This window comes from Bacillus sp. ISL-18 (assembly GCF_018613415.1).
Taxonomy (GTDB): Bacteria; Bacillota; Bacilli; order Bacillales; family Cytobacillaceae; genus Neobacillus.
This window is the reverse complement of the sequence record NZ_JAGGQG010000012.1, coordinates 220,950-235,819: the sequence shown is the minus strand read 5'-3', so window position 1 is coordinate 235,819 and position 14,870 is coordinate 220,950. Positions and strand designations below refer to the sequence as shown.

16 protein-coding genes and 2 riboswitches are annotated in these 14,870 nt (G+C 38.4%); of the genes, 3 read left to right on the top strand and 13 right to left on the bottom strand.

The features are described 5' to 3' along the window. Positions 1-383 precede the first annotated feature (383 nt). From J7E81_RS19800 to J7E81_RS19790, 3 genes are all read right to left on the bottom strand, one after another. A complete protein-coding gene (locus J7E81_RS19800) occupies positions 384-575 on the bottom strand; it encodes a hypothetical protein (RefSeq protein ID WP_215045169.1) in 192 nt (63 codons plus the stop codon). A gap of 135 nt (positions 576-710) precedes the next feature. Next, the gene (locus J7E81_RS19795; protein WP_215045168.1) at positions 711-971 is read right to left on the bottom strand and encodes a hypothetical protein; all 261 of its coding nucleotides are present in this window, start codon (positions 969-971) and stop codon (positions 711-713) included. Further along, entirely contained in the window at positions 964-1,254 is a 291-nt protein-coding gene (locus J7E81_RS19790; RefSeq protein ID WP_215045167.1) for a helix-turn-helix domain-containing protein, read from the bottom strand. The genes J7E81_RS19795 and J7E81_RS19790 overlap by 8 nt, the downstream gene beginning before the upstream one ends. A 167-nt stretch (positions 1,255-1,421) precedes the next feature. On the opposite strand from J7E81_RS19790, the gene J7E81_RS19785 reads away from it, so the two are divergent. Together J7E81_RS19785 and J7E81_RS19780 are read left to right on the top strand one after the other, a co-directional pair. Next, positions 1,422-1,835, top strand: a complete 414-nt coding sequence (locus J7E81_RS19785; RefSeq protein WP_215045166.1) for a helix-turn-helix domain-containing protein — start codon at positions 1,422-1,424, stop codon at positions 1,833-1,835. Positions 1,836-1,852: 17 nt separating this feature from the next. After that, the gene (locus J7E81_RS19780) at positions 1,853-3,016 is read left to right on the top strand and encodes a tyrosine-type recombinase/integrase (RefSeq protein ID WP_215045165.1); all 1,164 of its coding nucleotides are present in this window, start codon (positions 1,853-1,855) and stop codon (positions 3,014-3,016) included. Between the two features lie 124 nt (positions 3,017-3,140). On the opposite strand, the gene sufB is transcribed toward J7E81_RS19780, so the two are convergent. From sufB to J7E81_RS19730, 10 genes are all read right to left on the bottom strand, one after another. Next, the gene (gene sufB, locus J7E81_RS19775; RefSeq protein ID WP_215045164.1) at positions 3,141-4,538 is read right to left on the bottom strand and encodes a Fe-S cluster assembly protein SufB; all 1,398 of its coding nucleotides are present in this window, start codon (positions 4,536-4,538) and stop codon (positions 3,141-3,143) included. 47 nt (positions 4,539-4,585) lie between these two features. After that, on the bottom strand, positions 4,586-5,026 hold the full coding sequence (sufU, locus tag J7E81_RS19770) for a Fe-S cluster assembly sulfur transfer protein SufU (RefSeq protein ID WP_215045163.1): 441 nt from the start codon (positions 5,024-5,026) through the stop codon (positions 4,586-4,588). Continuing rightward, a complete protein-coding gene (locus tag J7E81_RS19765) occupies positions 5,016-6,245 on the bottom strand; it encodes a cysteine desulfurase (RefSeq protein ID WP_215045162.1) in 1,230 nt (409 codons plus the stop codon). The genes sufU and J7E81_RS19765 overlap by 11 nt, the downstream gene beginning before the upstream one ends. Then, positions 6,245-7,555: a Fe-S cluster assembly protein SufD gene (gene sufD, locus J7E81_RS19760; RefSeq protein WP_215045161.1), complete on the bottom strand. Its 1,311-nt coding sequence runs from the start codon at positions 7,553-7,555 to the stop codon at positions 6,245-6,247. The genes J7E81_RS19765 and sufD overlap by 1 nt, the downstream gene beginning before the upstream one ends. A 22-nt stretch (positions 7,556-7,577) precedes the next feature. Beyond that, positions 7,578-8,363, bottom strand: coding sequence for a Fe-S cluster assembly ATPase SufC (sufC, locus tag J7E81_RS19755; protein ID WP_215045160.1), 786 nt, complete (start codon positions 8,361-8,363; stop codon positions 7,578-7,580). Between the two features lie 424 nt (positions 8,364-8,787). Beyond that, positions 8,788-9,621 carry a MetQ/NlpA family ABC transporter substrate-binding protein gene (locus tag J7E81_RS19750; protein ID WP_215045159.1) on the bottom strand — a complete coding sequence of 278 codons (834 nt, stop codon included), beginning with the start codon at positions 9,619-9,621 and terminating at the stop codon, positions 8,788-8,790. A gap of 15 nt (positions 9,622-9,636) precedes the next feature. Further along, complete coding sequence (locus tag J7E81_RS19745) at positions 9,637-10,302, bottom strand: methionine ABC transporter permease (RefSeq protein ID WP_215045158.1); 666 nt, start codon at positions 10,300-10,302, stop codon at positions 9,637-9,639. Further along, positions 10,295-11,320: a methionine ABC transporter ATP-binding protein gene (locus J7E81_RS19740; RefSeq protein ID WP_215045157.1), complete on the bottom strand. Its 1,026-nt coding sequence runs from the start codon at positions 11,318-11,320 to the stop codon at positions 10,295-10,297. Before J7E81_RS19740 ends, J7E81_RS19745 begins: the two co-directional genes overlap by 8 nt. A gap of 132 nt (positions 11,321-11,452) precedes the next feature. After that, positions 11,453-11,559: riboswitch (SAM riboswitch) on the bottom strand. Between the two features lie 125 nt (positions 11,560-11,684). Further along, complete coding sequence (locus J7E81_RS19735; RefSeq protein WP_215045156.1) at positions 11,685-13,001, bottom strand: O-acetylhomoserine aminocarboxypropyltransferase/cysteine synthase family protein; 1,317 nt, start codon at positions 12,999-13,001, stop codon at positions 11,685-11,687. Between the two features lie 69 nt (positions 13,002-13,070). Then, a riboswitch (SAM riboswitch) is annotated at positions 13,071-13,173 on the bottom strand. A gap of 65 nt (positions 13,174-13,238) precedes the next feature. Next, positions 13,239-13,586: a hypothetical protein gene (locus J7E81_RS19730; protein ID WP_215045155.1), complete on the bottom strand. Its 348-nt coding sequence runs from the start codon at positions 13,584-13,586 to the stop codon at positions 13,239-13,241. 211 nt (positions 13,587-13,797) lie between these two features. Between J7E81_RS19730 and J7E81_RS19725 the strand changes: the two genes are divergently transcribed. After that, positions 13,798-14,706 (top strand): nuclease-related domain-containing protein, encoded by a 909-nt coding sequence (locus J7E81_RS19725; RefSeq protein ID WP_215045154.1) that lies wholly within the window; start codon positions 13,798-13,800, stop codon positions 14,704-14,706. Positions 14,707-14,870: the final 164 nt, after the last annotated feature.

The following is a 14,870-nucleotide window of genomic DNA, read 5'->3' as shown; positions in this document are numbered from 1 at the left end:
TTATAAATAGGCTATGACAAAAGGGAAGGTTGATTAATCACATTGGCATGCAACTACAAAGAAGGCTTATAGCTATCCGCTATGGGTCTTCTTACTTTTTGTCAAAGCCTATAATTCTTAATATTGACTAAAACCTGAAAGTGAAAATGATCGAATGAGCGTTCTCATAAATACCTATCCTTTAATATCTACAACCGAATAGCTTTTTGTCATTCATTGCTGTAATAATAAGCTCTGGTTATATATTATTTTTCATAGTACTTTGTTATAAGAACCTTTATATATCAATGTTTTGTCAGGTACCAAAATTTTATTTTTATAATTAATGTTTTGGTACCTTTAGTACTTTCTATTACACTTAAGGAACGCTGCAAACCGCCTTTTTAGAATCTCTTTTCCCATCCTGCTGCCAATTGCTCAAGAGATACAAGATTATTATTTTTATCTCTTATCTCAAAACCAAATTCATCAAGAGTTTCAAAATATTGTTGGGCTGTGATTCTCTCACCGTATCGCTCAACAAGTATTTCAATAATTTCTTGGTGTTCTGCATCAGTCATTATTTCATATTCCATTTTCTCACCCCTTTCAAGCTTGTACCCTTCAATTTTGCAATGCTACTAATCCGAATCTACTTCTTGATAGTAATCTTCTTCAAAATCAAGCCCTGTATTTTCATAAAACTCTTTGCTTACGATCACAGCATTGTATTAGCAGTGCCTATGCTTAACCTGTTTATACTCATTTTCCTTCCCGTCTTTAGTGAGATGAGTTTGAGTAAATCCACGTTTTTTCCATTCTTTTCGAATCATTTTTTCTTCTGTTCCAAGTTCTTGTCTTAAAAAATCAGGTGTAAGGCATACTGTGTCATATTTGTAAATCCCCCAAACTGTATCAGGCGTGTAATGATTTGCAATATATTTTCGATTGGCATCAAGCTTGTCTTTTCTTTTTTTTTTAGATTTAACCACACTCTACATTACCGCCATTCTTTCGAACATCACTTGACCAACGTTTGATATATTCCTCTACCTCTTTACGAGGAAATAACCACTTCTTACCCACTCGCAAAGAAGGAAATTTCGGATTGGAAATAAATAATTTTTCTACTGTTGGTCTGCTTAGCGAAAGCATATTACATAGTTCATTGACATCTATTAACAACTTCTGTTCCTCAATTTCACACACACGTTTACGGACTTCTTCTAAATATAATTTCTTTAATTCATTTTCGTCTAAAGAAATGTTAAGCATTTGCTTTTTCCTCCTAGGTGTATTTTTTAAAACATTTTACTTCTTTTTACCATAAACTATAGTTTACAAAAAACATTATACCACCATAAACTATATTTTATACAAACTATTGTTTACGGTTTATAAATTATTGTTTATAATTGTAAATAAAAGGGAGAGTGATTATAATGAAAAACTTTGCAGATTATCTCAAAAAGAAAAGAGAAGAAAAAAATCTTTCAATGAATAAACTGGGTGAATTATCTGGTGTTTCTGCTATGTATATTTCACATCTTGAAAGTGGTAAACGAGATAGACCTTCTCCAGAAATTATAGAAAGATTGGCAAAAGGTTTAGATGAACCATATGAAAATTTAATGACAGCAGCAGGATATATTGACGCATCCGATTTTATTAAAATAAAAAACGAAAAAAACAGTCAAGAAGATATAGAATGGTCACTAGCAGAGCAGGAACAGGAGCCGTTCGCACTTGATTTTTTACTGGGATCAAATCATCCAATATTTTTTCAGGACAGGCTTTTGACCAAAGAAGAAAAGGCAAAAATAAAAAGCGTTATCGAAATCATTTTAAAAGGTTGAAAAGGGGAAAAGACAGCATGGCAAACATAAGAAAATTACCAAGCGGAAATTATCAAGTGCAAATTTATATAGATGGAAAATTAAAAGGTATCGGAAGTTTCAAAACAAAAAAAGAAGCTGAAATTGCTGCCGCAAAAACTGAGGAAAGAAAATACTATAGCCAAACTATAGCGGATAGAAACATGCCTTTTGAATATGTTGTGGAACAATGGCTGAAATGGAAAAAGCAATCAACAAAGCCTTCAACATTCAGACAGCTTGAAGTAATTATAAGAAATCATGTGATGCCTGCATTTGGTCATAAAAAAATTGCAAAAATCACAAGGATAGAAGTGAAAGATTGGCTTGCAGCCTTTGGGGAATTTGATAAGAATGGAAAGCCTAAATATTCAATAGGATCAAGGCGAAAATATCTTTCGGTGATAAAAAGTATTTTGTTTTATGCCGTTCAAGAACTTCAGGTTCTTGAAAAGAATCCAGCAGATAGATTGAAGATAGAAGTTCAAGACAATGTTGCTGTGAAAAAAGAAGATGAAAAAGTGAAATATTTCAGCCTTAATGAAATGAATCAACTATTGGATTATTTAAGAACATACAAGCATCAAAGGTTCCCTGAATACCGTTTGTATTACATGTTGATTTTGTTCTTATACAAAACGGGTTTAAGGATATCAGAAGCCCTTGCATTAAGATGGGAAGATGTTCAAGGAAATACGATTGATATCAACAAGCAAACAAGCCGTGATGATAATAACAAAGTGCAGCTTACAACATTGAAAAATGATTCATCTTATCGTGTAATCAGCATCGATGAAGAAGTTATTCGTGAACTGAAAAAACTCAAGGCAAAACAAAATGAACTGATTCTTGGAAACCCAAGATTCAAGAAAAATAATGATGGAATCATCTTTCAAAATTATAATGGGCATTATCTCACACCTTCAATCATTCGTGAAACGATTCAAAACTATCATAAGGCTTCAGGGGTTGAATATAGGGGCTTACATGCTTTCAGGCACACTCATGCCACTTTACTCCTTGAATCAGGTGTAAGTGAAATTTATATAGCAAAAAGATTAGGTCATAAAGACACAAAAGAATTAAGTAGAACATATGGGCATATTACAGGAAAAATTCAAACAGATGAACTTGCAAAATTCACTGCCTACGTCACAAAATAATCATGTTAACAATTACTTCAATTAATGTTAAAATAATTTCAACTTTGCACGAACTTTGCACAAAATGAAACTTTGCATTTGCAAACATAAGAAAAACCCTTGATATACAAGGGTTTATTCTTTGTTATCCGATAGAACCTTCCATTTCGAACTTAATCAGACGGTTCATCTCAACGGCATATTCCATTGGTAACTCTTTTGTAAATGGCTCGATGAAGCCCATTACGATCATTTCAGTGGCTTCTTGCTGAGAAATACCGCGGCTCATCAAGTAGAATAACTGCTCTTCAGAAACCTTCGATACCTTTGCTTCGTGCTCAAGAGAAATGTTGTCGTTTAAGATTTCATTGTATGGAATTGTATCAGAAGTAGATTGATTATCCATAATCAATGTATCACACTCAATATTGGCACGAGCACCATCCGCTTTGCGTCCAAAATGAACCTGACCGCGATAGGTTACCTTACCACCATGCTTAGAGATTGATTTTGATACGATGGTAGAAGAAGTATTTGGTGCTAAGTGAATCATTTTTGCACCAGCATCCTGGTGCTGACCTTTACCTGCAATGGCAATCGATAAAGTCATCCCACGTGCACCTTCGCCTTTTAAAATAACGGCAGGATATTTCATGGTTAACTTAGAACCGATATTACCATCGATCCATTCCATTGTTGCGTTGGCATCACAAACGGCACGCTTGGTAACCAAGTTATACACGTTGTTTGCCCAGTTCTGGATCGTTGTGTAACGGCAGTAAGCATCCTTTTTAATGATGATTTCAACAACCGCACTGTGCAGGGAGTTCGTTGTATAAACCGGTGCTGTACATCCTTCTACATAGTGTACGGATGAGCCTTCATCAACAATAATAAGGGTACGTTCAAATTGTCCCATGTTTTCAGAGTTGATTCGGAAATACGCTTGTAATGGCGTATCTACCTTAATACCTGGTGGTACATAGATGAATGAACCGCCTGACCAAACAGCTGAGTTTAATGCCGCAAACTTGTTGTCTGTTGGCGGAATAACTTTTGCCCAGTGCTCGCGGAAAATATCTTCGTTTTCTCTTAAGGCAGAATCTGTATCCTTAAAGACGATTCCAAGCTCTTCAAGGTCTTCCTTCATGTTATGATAAACAACCTCTGATTCATACTGTGCAGATACACCAGCAAGGTATTTTTGCTCTGCTTCAGGAATTCCAAGCTTATCGAAAGTCGCTTTGATTTCCTCTGGTACTTCATCCCAAGATTTCTCGGACTTTTCAGATGGTTTTACATAGTAAGTAATTTCGTCAAAGCTTAAAGAATTTAAGTCCCCGCCCCATTGTGGCATTGGCATATTGTAGAAATGCTCAAGAGACTTTAAGCGGAAGTCAAGCATCCACTGTGGTTCATTCTTCATTTTTGATATTTCTTCAACAATCTCACGTGTTAAACCACGTTTTGATCGGAATATGGAAACGTCTTTATCGGCAAAACCATATTTATAATCACCGATTTCCGGCATTTTTTTCGCCATCGTCGAGTTCCTCCTTCATAAACGATTAGAGCATTAGCCCAATCGTTTTACTTTTGTTCCTCTTCCTTCAATCCCTTTTCCATTGCCTTCCATGCTAATGTCGCACATTTAATTCTTGCAGGGAATTTGGAAACACCTTGGAGTGCTTCAATATCACCTAAATCAATGGAATCATCGTGTTCTTTCCCTAGCATCATTTCAGAGAAAATCTCTGATAATTTTAGCGCCTCTTCAACCTTTTTCCCTTTAATCTCCTGCGTCATCATTGAGGCAGAAGACATCGAAATTGAGCAGCCTTCTCCTTCAAACATGGCATCTTTCACGATTCCATCCTCGACCTTAAAGGTTAATTGAATCCGGTCGCCGCAGGTAGGGTTATTCATATTAATCGTATGGCTTCCATCTTCTAAAACACCGCGATTACGGGGTTTTTTATAATGGTCCATAATCACTCGACGGTATAATGCATCTAAATTATTAGAAGACATCGCTGAAATACTCCTTTGTTTTGACAAGCCCTTCAACGAGTTTATCAATATCTTCTTCAGTATTGTATAAGTAAAAACTTGCACGTGCGGTAGCTGAAGCGTTAAGCCATCTCATCAGCGGCTGTGCGCAATGATGACCGGCACGGACAGCAATTCCTTCTGCGTCCAAAACGGTTGCAACGTCATGCGGGTGAACATCCTTTATATTAAAGGTAATCAGGCCTGCACGTTTTGCAGCATCCAACGGACCATATATGGTCATTCCTTCGACTGCTGACATTTTTTCTAACGCATAGGCTGCAAGTTTATGTTCATGCTCCGCAATATTGTCTAAGCCGACTTCGTTTAAAAAGTCAATCGCAGCTCCAAGACCAATCGCACCGGCAATAATAGGTGTACCGCCTTCAAATTTCCAAGGCAGTTCCTTCCAGGTTGATTCTTGCAGGTGGACAAAATCAATCATTTCTCCGCCAAATTCAATTGGCTCCATGCTTTCAAGCAGGTGTTTCTTTCCGTAGAGTACCCCGATACCGGTAGGTCCACACATTTTATGTCCAGAGAATGCAAGAAAATCGCAATCAAGATCTTGAACATCAATTTTCATGTGTGGTGCACTTTGAGCACCATCAACAACCATGATCGCTCCATTTTCGTGAGCAATTTGCGCAATTTCTTTAACAGGATTGATGACGCCAAGCACGTTAGAAACCTGCATTACAGATACAATTTTCGTATTTGCTGTAATTGTTGCCCGTACATCTTCAAGAGAAAGCGTGCCATCTTCTTGAAGCGGAATGTATTTTAACACGGCACCTGTCCGTTTCGCTACTTGCTGCCATGGAATAATGTTACTATGATGCTCCATGTAAGTAATAACGATTTCGTCGCCTTCCTTTAAATTAGCAGCTGCATAACTGGAAGCTACCGTATTAAGGGAAGTTGTTGTACCTCTTGTAAAAATGACTTCCTGTATGGATTTAGCATTTATGAACTTACGAACCTTTTCCCTTGCCCCTTCGTATGCATCGGTAGCTCTTGTTCCGAGTGTATGCACACCACGATGGACATTGGAATTAATTTCGCGATAATATTTTTCAATGGTTTCAATAACTTGTAGCGGTTTTTGGGAAGTAGCTGAGCTATCCAAGTAAACCAATGGGCTGCCATTCACTTCTTGATCTAGGATTGGAAACTGGTTACGAATATCTTGGATATTCATTAGCGAACTTTCCTTTCAATCACTTCAGTTAATTGTTTCTTAACTCCTTCTATAGGAAGCTGCGTAACAACCGGTGCAAGGAAACCGTGAATCACTAAACGTTCTGCTTCTGTTTTCGGAATTCCGCGGCTCATTAGATAATAAAGTTGAACTGGATCGACGCGTCCAACGGAGGCCGCATGTCCTGCTACAACATCATCTTCATCAATTAAAAGAATTGGATTGGCGTCCCCACGCGCTTTTTCGCTAAGCATTAACACACGAGAGGTTTGCTCTGCATCAGATTTAGATGCACCATGTTCGATTTTACCAATTCCGTTAAAAATGGAAGTGGCGCTATCCTTAACCACACCGTGATTTAAAATATTTCCGATCGTATTTTTACCGAAATGAACAACCTTAGTTGTAAAGTTTTGGGTCTGATCGCCACGGCCAACTACAACAGTTTTCGTGTCGCCCGTTGATCCATCGCCAAGCAAGTTAGTTGTATTTTCAGAAATGGTATTCCCTTCGTTCATAAGGCCAAGAGCCCATTCAATCTGAGAATCCCTGCCTGCTACACCACGGCGGTTGACATAGGTAGTAATCCCTTTTGCCAAGTAATCAACAGCCCCGTATTGAACTTTTGCATTAACGTTGGCAATAACCTCCGTTAAAATATTCGCTAGGGTATTTGAGCTTTCCACTGTAGAAATGTAGTTTTCTACGTATGTGACAGAACTATTGTCTTCTGCAACCACAATAACATGGTTAAACAAATTTGCCTCAGGATGATCTTGAACAAACACTGCCTGGATTGGTTCTTTAATTTCTACATTTTTAGGAATGTATAAGAACACGCCTCCGTTTACAAGTGCTGCATGCAGAGCTGTTAAACGGTGTTCATCCATATTGATGGCTTGTGTCATATAGTACTTTTTCAAAAGGTCACTATGTTCTCTTGCAGCCGTAAATAAATCTGTAAAGATTACACCCTGACTTTTTAGCTCTTCTGTTAAGGTTAAAAATGCTGGTGTTTGATTACGTTGGATATAGAGGTTTTTATTTTCAGTATCAAAATTGATTAATGCTTTTACTTCCTCTGGCAAAGTATCAAGGGAAGAATAAGCATCACTTTTAACTGTATGCTGTTGGAATTGAGTAAAATTCCATTTATCTATTTTGGTTTTGTCAGGTCTCGGCATAGAAAGCTGCTCAAATTCGTTTAACGCTTTAAGCCGGAATTCCTCAAACCAAGCAGGCTCATTCATTTCTTGAGAGAACGAACGAACAAACTCCTGATCCACTGGTAATTTGGTTTCTGTTGTCATTGTAATCCTCCTAACACGTGTGTTACGCTTCTTGCCCAACTGTTTCGTCTTCAATGCCAAGCTCTTGTTTGATCCAGTCATATCCTTCTGCTTCTAAGCGTTGTGCCAGCTCTGAACCGCCTGATTTAACAATACGGCCTTGCATCATAATATGCACATGGTCAGGAGTGATATAGTTTAACAGACGTTGATAGTGCGTGATAATTAAGCAGCCAAAATCTTCGCCGCGCATTTGATTGACACCTTTTGAAACAACCTTTAGAGCGTCAATATCTAGACCTGAGTCAATCTCATCTAAGATTGCGATTTTTGGTTCGATCATCATTAACTGAAGAATTTCATTCCGCTTTTTCTCACCGCCAGAAAATCCTTCATTTAGATAACGCTGAGCCATATCCAAATCCATTTCAAGGAATTCCATTTGCTTATCCATTTTACGGATAAATTTCATAAGGGAAATTTCGTTTCCTTCGCCAAGACGGCTGTTAATAGCTGAACGTAAGAAGTCCGCATTTGTTACACCGTTAATCTCACTTGGGTATTGCATCGCCAAAAATAGACCTGCACGTGCGCGCTCATCTACTTCCATTTCTAGAACATTTTGTCCGTCAAGAGTAATGGAACCGCTAGTTACTTCATATTTTGGGTGTCCCATAATCGCAGAGGATAAGGTTGACTTACCAGTTCCGTTTGGTCCCATGATTGCGTGGATTTCTCCACCTTTTATTTCAAGGTTTACACCTTTTAAAATTTCTTTCCCATCAATTGCTACATGTAAATCTTTGATCGTTAAAGTTGATCCAGCCATATTTATACCTCCGAAAAGAAAGTGTTTATTGCTTGCAATGCAAGTTTATTTGTAACTCTATTCTCATTTTATTCTCATTACAATCTTATAACAAATGAAATGTATTAGCAACTCTTAAACAGTAGAAATCAGAGAGCTATTTTCATTAAGCAAATGCTAAATGAGAATATAAAGGGAGTGTTTAAATGAAAATTCAGATAAAACTCCTTATGTAAGAATGACCCGATTAAAATCATACCTCATTTTTAAAAAATAACCAAGGAATGAATTCATCATGATCCAATCTACTTTTTACCAGAAGAATCGAAAAAATAATAAAACCCTTTCCGTTAGCTATAGGTTGCTTAAACTATATATTCTTCATTCGTGAAGACAAAGAACCAGTGCATTTTCGCACTGGTTCTATTAAAGCTGTCTAAGGATATTATTCTGCGGCTAGAACCGCACCTTTATATTTATCTTTAATGAACTTTTGAATTTCTTTTGATTTTAAAACCTCTACAAGTGTTTTAATTTCTGGACGGTTTTTGTCCTCAGCGCGAACCACTACAAGGTTAGCCGGCACAACATCACTGCCTTCAAAGGCAATTCCATACTTACCAATGTCAATTCCGCCTTCTAATGCGTAGTTCGTATTAATAACAACTGCATCACCTTCGCCGCTTTCAAAAGAAGATGCTAATAATTTAGCTTCAATTAAAGTAGAGAAATCAAGTTTCTTTGGATTTTCAACAATATCCTCTACCCTTGCATTAGCGCCGACGCCTTCTTTCAGCTTAATTAAACCTGCTTTTTCAAAAATAGGTAGAATTCGTCCATGATCACTAAATGAGTCACTCATAATAATTTTGGCACCAGTTGGAAGATCTTTTAGACTCTTGTACTTTTTAGAATAAATGCCGATCGGTTCCTTATGAATTTCACCCACACTTACAAATTTAAAATCCTTGTTTTCCTTCATTTGAAGTGCTAAATAACCTGGTGTTTGGAAATAGTTTGCATCAATTTCTTTATCTCTTAAGGCTACATTCGGAAGAACATAATCTTGGAAAACTTGCACTTCAAGATCGATTCCTTTTTTCTTTAACAACGGTTTTGCAGCTTCAAGTACTTCAGCATGAGGTACAGCAGATGCACCAACGACTAATTTTACGTTGCCATCTTTTCCTTTTTTGGCTGTATCATCTTTGGCAGCGCCACAAGCTGACAGAGCAAATGCTAATAAGGCAATTCCAATAAGACTAAATACTTTTTTCATTCTTTTCTCCCCCTGTTATCGTTTGTCAGTTTTCTTTGTAAAATAATCTCCAATAAATTGGATAATAAAAACTAAAATTAATATTGCTACTGTTGCAATTAAGGTGATGATTGGTCTATTACGCTGAAATCCTTCCAAGTAAGCAAAATGACCAAGGCCCCCAGCTCCGATGACACCCGCCATTGCGGTGAAGCCGACTAATGAAATAGCTGTGACAGTAATTCCTGAAATTAACGCTGGCAATGATTCGGGTATTAACACCTTAAAGATAATATGTCCATGTGTTGCTCCCATTGATTGAGATGCCTCAATCACACCTTTGTCAATTTCTCTCAGAGCGATTTCCACCATACGCGCATAGAAGGGCGCCGCCCCAATGATTAAGGCTGGTAAGGCTGCGTTCGCACCGAGCATAGATCCAACAAGTATTTTGGTAAAAGGAATTAATAATACAATTAAGATAATAAATGGTATGGATCTAAAAATATTAACAAATCCAGCAATAATGATATTGATCACTTTGTTTTGCCAGATATTCCCCTCTTCCGTTAAAAACAATAAAAGACCGAGCAACAAACCCAAAATGAATGTAGCCAACACTGATATGGAAGTCATATAGATAGTTTCTTGGGTTGCAGCAATTAGTTGATCCCAGTTTAGTGTTTCCATAATGTTAGTCATTGCTTAACACCTCCACACCGATTTTCTGTGAATGGAGATAATCGACGGCTTTTTTAATTTCAGTCGGCTGCCCATCAAGGTGAATAAATAAAGAACCATAAGATCCATTTTGTGTATGTGATATTTTACCTTGGAGAATATTTACGATCACATTGTAATCCCTAATGAGAGTTGTAATTAATGGTTGTTCTGCCGACTCACCAACGAACGAAAGCTGTATAACCTGTCCCTTTGGATAACGTTCAAGTAAATGGTCGATGGTTTCCTTCGTTTCCTCTGGTTCCGTAACCTGTTGAACAAATCGTTTGGTGATCGGCTGCCTTGGATGTTTAAATACTTCTAAAACAGGACCCAATTCCACTATTTTTCCGGCTTCCATTACGGCCACGCGATGACAGATTTTTCGAATGACATGCATTTCATGTGTAATTAAGACAATGGTTAATCCAAGTCGTTTATTAATATCGACAAGCAGATCTAGAATCGAATCCGTTGTTTGCGGATCAAGTGCTGATGTTGCTTCATCACATAATAATACTTTCGGATTATTCGCAAGTGCCCTTGCAATGCCAACCCGCTGCTTTTGACCACCGCTAAGCTCCGAAGGATACGCATTTTCCCGGCCTTCTAAACCAACTAGCTGAATTAGCTCAGCCACCCTCTTCTTTCTTTGCGGCCCTTTGACACCAGCAATTTCTAATGGAAATGCGATATTTTCACTAACTGTTCTGGACCATAGTAAGTTGAAGTGCTGGAAGATCATACTGATTTCTTGACGGGCCTTTCGTAATTCTGAGCCCTTTATTTTTGAAATGACACGGCCGGCAACTGTAACACTGCCCTCTGTTGGAATCTCCAAACCGTTTAACATACGGATTAACGTACTTTTTCCGGCCCCACTATAGCCAATCACGCCGAAAATTTCTCCTTCTTTAATCTCAAGGTTCACATCATCGACTGCCTTGAGGTCCCCTTTTTTGCTAGGAAATATCTTCCGAACATTCTGAATTGAAATCATTTGATCACCTACTTTTTATCGACTTTATTTGAATATAGGGTTAACTGTATGCACCTAAAGGATTCTATTATTTCAGAAAAATAAAAATGCCTTTCTGCACGGGCAGAAAGGCATTATGAAAAATAAACCTTTCTCCCATCTTCCAAAGCAAACGCTTTGTGTGAATTGGCACCATTTCAATAAACATTGACGGTTGCCGGGCTTCATCGGGCACATCCCTCCACCTCTCTTGATAAGAGCTTACAGCTTCTATATTCAATTTAAATTCTTATTAGTTTAACTAAAATTATTTTAACAAAAATTATCGTATCATGTCTAAAAATAGGTGTCAACGATTTTTTCGGAATATATTTATAGGTAAAATTTAGGCTTTCGCTTTTAATGAAAATAATCCTGTTGCAGCTTCAATCGCTGACTCCAAGTCATCGATTAGATCCTCGACATTCTCAATACCGATGGAAAGGCGGATTAAATCCTCTGATACACCGGCGGCCTTCAGTCCTTCAGCGTCTAACTGCTGATGTGTGGTGCTGGCAGGGTGAATGATTAGACTCTTAGCATCGCCAACATTGGCAACATGGGCCCAGAGTGTCAAGGAATTGATCAATTCGGCACCTGCTTCTTTTCCGCCTTTAATGCCAAAGACAACCATGGACCCCGCACCCTTTGGTAAATACCTTTTCGCTAACTCATAATCAGGATGGGAGCTGTGACCAGGATAGGATACCCATGTTACTGCCGGATGAGCTAGTAAATAATCCACAACTTGCTTGGTATTGGCTACATGCTCCTTCATCCGCACATGAAGGGTTTCAAGCCCTAATGTGAACTGAAATGCATTTTGCGGGCTGAGAGCAGGCCCAAGATCGCGCAATAATTGAACGCGGGCTTTTATGATATACGCGACCGCCCCTAAAGCTTCTGCATAAACAAGGCCATGATAGCTGTCATCAGGGGTGGTGAAGCCTGGGAATCGTGGTGAATTCCAATCAAACTTCCCGCCATCGACGATAACTCCACCGGTTGTGGTCCCATTTCCCAATAACCACTTGGTTGCAGAGTGCACAACGATGTCCGCACCATGCTCGATTGGACGGCACAAGTATGGGGTGGCGAACGTATTATCAATAATTAAGGGGACCCCTGCTGCATGGGCAATGTCGGCTACCTTTTCAATATCCAGTACTCGTAAACTTGGATTACCAATCGTTTCGGCAAAGACCGCTTTTGTTTTTTCCGTTATCGCTTGGTGGAAGTTTTCCGGATTTTCGGCATCGACAAATTTAACGTTGATTCCATATTTAGGCAAAGTGACTGCTAATAAATTATAGGTTCCGCCGTAAAGATTGGAAGCAGCCACGATCTCATCGCCTGCTTCAGCGACATTTAAGATCGCGAGTGTAATCGCTGCCATCCCGCTGGCAACAGCGAGTGCACCTACTCCGCCTTCCAGCAGGGCAACGCGGTCTTCGAATACAGTGGTCGTCGGGTTGTGAATTCGTGTGTATATGTAACCAGGTTCTGCAAGACTAAATAGGTTGGCCGCATGTTCGGTATTTTTAAATTGATAGGCATTGTTTTGATAGATTGGAACAGCACGTGCTCCTGTTACAGGATCGGGTGACAAGCCTCCATGAACACTTAGTGTTTCAAAACGGTACTTCTTTTGATTATCCGCCATATTTCCTGTTCCTCCTTTTTGACAATAGAACGACAAAACCCCCGCTTCCGAAGAAGAGGGGGTTCTCTCTTCTCATCTTTCGAGCTGGTTTGCTCTGCTGGAATTGGCACCGTGTTCGTAAACCGGTTGCCGGGCTTCAAAGGGCCAGTCCCTCCACCACTCTAGATAAGATTCTGTACATTCGATTGTTGTTAACTATAGATTACTAGAAATTTAATTCCGAGTCAACATATAGGATTACATAACTTTAGCAAGATTTTCATGTGCTTTTGTTAAAAAAAAGATGGATTCGAGTAGCAGTGTGGTTCTTAGGGGGGCGGTTACGGTTAGCTTCCCTTTCTTTTCGAGTGTTCGCAGTGTTTCGGTTCCTTCAAAAAGCTGCTGGATGGCTTGTATGTCCCCTCTGACTTCCGAACAAATGATTTCAGGATCATTTAGTAACGACATTTGGCCATTTTTAATTTGGATAGTCGAGGAATCCTGTTCACAATAAAATTTTACCTTTATATCAGCATGTTTGATAAGGCTAAGGATATGGCCTTGTATGGTGAATTTTTCTAAAAATTTTTCTGCCAGGTCGTTCATTTCTATCACTCCGGTCTGTGCGCACGTGTTAGTTTACTTATTCAGCATCGAAGACGGGATTCCTTTGATTATCGCTCGACAATTCTCTGTTGAATTAGGCTATATAAGACGATTTCCCAAGAAATATGTCGAGTCTTCGAAAGTGTTAAAAAATAGTCAAATCTTTGGCATGGGATTATCGTTAAAATGAAGGTTAGAAAGGATGTGGAGTATGATTTTAAAAGATCGCCCTGAACCGCTTGAATTAAGACTATTAAAGCTATTAGACGCTCGAACAGTGCTAGAAGAAAAGGAAAAAAAATATCTTCATAATAAAGTTAAAGGGTATGAAGGTGAAAAAATGTTTGATTTGTTAACGGAGAAGCTCACCTCTCCAAGTTACATTTTAAATGACTTATTGCTGGAGGCAAATAATAGCCAGTTTCAAATTGATACGTTGATGATTAGACAGGGGCCCATTTATCTTTTTGAGGTAAAAAATTTTGAAGGTGATTTTTATTATGAAAATGGCCGATTTTATTCTCTCGCTTCCAATAAGGAAATAAAGAATCCACTTCTGCAACTGGAACGCTGTGAATCACTACTTAGGCAGCTTCTCCAAAGTCTCGGGTACCGTATGGCTATTGAGGCCTATGTTATTTTTATTAACCCTAAATTCCACTTATATCAATCCCCAATGAATCAACCCATTGTCAATCCAAATCAGCTGCCCGATTTTATGAGTAAATTAAATAGGAAATCGTCCACTTTGAATGGACAGCATAAAAGTCTTGCTGAGCAATTGGTCTCTATGCACCAGACGGAATCCCCGTATGAAAAGTATTCGAAGTATTCGATTGATCGGTTAAAGAAAGGGGTTATTTGTGCGGCTTGTCATTCATTTGGTGTATTTTGTTATGATAGGCATGTGCAATGTCAGGTATGTGGTCATTGTGAGGGGCTTGACTCTGCGGTCTTAAGATCTGTAGGGGAAATACAGTTGCTTTATCCCAATGAGAAAATTACGACTAACTTAGTTTTTGAATGGTGTAATGGGATTATATCTAAACAGCCTATTGGAAGGATATTGAGACAAAATTTTTGTGCTCATGGTATTAAGAAGTATACCTATTATGTTTAATTTATTTTTAAGCTGATCTCTCTTAATTCTAGGGGAGATTTTTTTATTACTTGTATTTTAATTACTCGAAACTTTTATACTTTGCTGTATACGTGGTTTTGAACCTGTCTTATTTGTCGTAAATTGGCTTTCGTTTCGGCTCCGGGGGTTATGAAAACCTCTTA

What these genes read in the sequence shown, in the direction of transcription:
- J7E81_RS19800 (WP_215045169.1), bottom strand. Translation starts at nt 575, where the DNA reads ATGGAATATGAAATAATGACTGATGCAGAACACCAAGAAATTATTGAA.
- J7E81_RS19790 (WP_215045167.1), bottom strand. Translation starts at nt 1,254, where the DNA reads ATGCTTAACATTTCTTTAGACGAAAATGAATTAAAGAAATTATATTTA.
- J7E81_RS19785 (WP_215045166.1), top strand. Translation starts at nt 1,422, where the DNA reads ATGAAAAACTTTGCAGATTATCTCAAAAAGAAAAGAGAAGAAAAAAAT.
- J7E81_RS19780 (WP_215045165.1), top strand. Translation starts at nt 1,853, where the DNA reads ATGGCAAACATAAGAAAATTACCAAGCGGAAATTATCAAGTGCAAATT.
- sufB (WP_215045164.1), bottom strand. Translation starts at nt 4,538, where the DNA reads ATGGCGAAAAAAATGCCGGAAATCGGTGATTATAAATATGGTTTTGCC.
- sufU (WP_215045163.1), bottom strand. Translation starts at nt 5,026, where the DNA reads ATGTCTTCTAATAATTTAGATGCATTATACCGTCGAGTGATTATGGAC.
- J7E81_RS19765 (WP_215045162.1), bottom strand. Translation starts at nt 6,245, where the DNA reads ATGAATATCCAAGATATTCGTAACCAGTTTCCAATCCTAGATCAAGAA.
- sufD (WP_215045161.1), bottom strand. Translation starts at nt 7,555, where the DNA reads ATGACAACAGAAACCAAATTACCAGTGGATCAGGAGTTTGTTCGTTCG.
- sufC (WP_215045160.1), bottom strand. Translation starts at nt 8,363, where the DNA reads ATGGCTGGATCAACTTTAACGATCAAAGATTTACATGTAGCAATTGAT.
- J7E81_RS19750 (WP_215045159.1), bottom strand. Translation starts at nt 9,621, where the DNA reads ATGAAAAAAGTATTTAGTCTTATTGGAATTGCCTTATTAGCATTTGCT.
- J7E81_RS19745 (WP_215045158.1), bottom strand. Translation starts at nt 10,302, where the DNA reads ATGACTAACATTATGGAAACACTAAACTGGGATCAACTAATTGCTGCA.
- J7E81_RS19740 (WP_215045157.1), bottom strand. Translation starts at nt 11,320, where the DNA reads ATGATTTCAATTCAGAATGTTCGGAAGATATTTCCTAGCAAAAAAGGG.
- J7E81_RS19735 (WP_215045156.1), bottom strand. Translation starts at nt 13,001, where the DNA reads ATGGCGGATAATCAAAAGAAGTACCGTTTTGAAACACTAAGTGTTCAT.
- J7E81_RS19730 (WP_215045155.1), bottom strand. Translation starts at nt 13,586, where the DNA reads ATGAACGACCTGGCAGAAAAATTTTTAGAAAAATTCACCATACAAGGC.
- J7E81_RS19725 (WP_215045154.1), top strand. Translation starts at nt 13,798, where the DNA reads ATGATTTTAAAAGATCGCCCTGAACCGCTTGAATTAAGACTATTAAAG.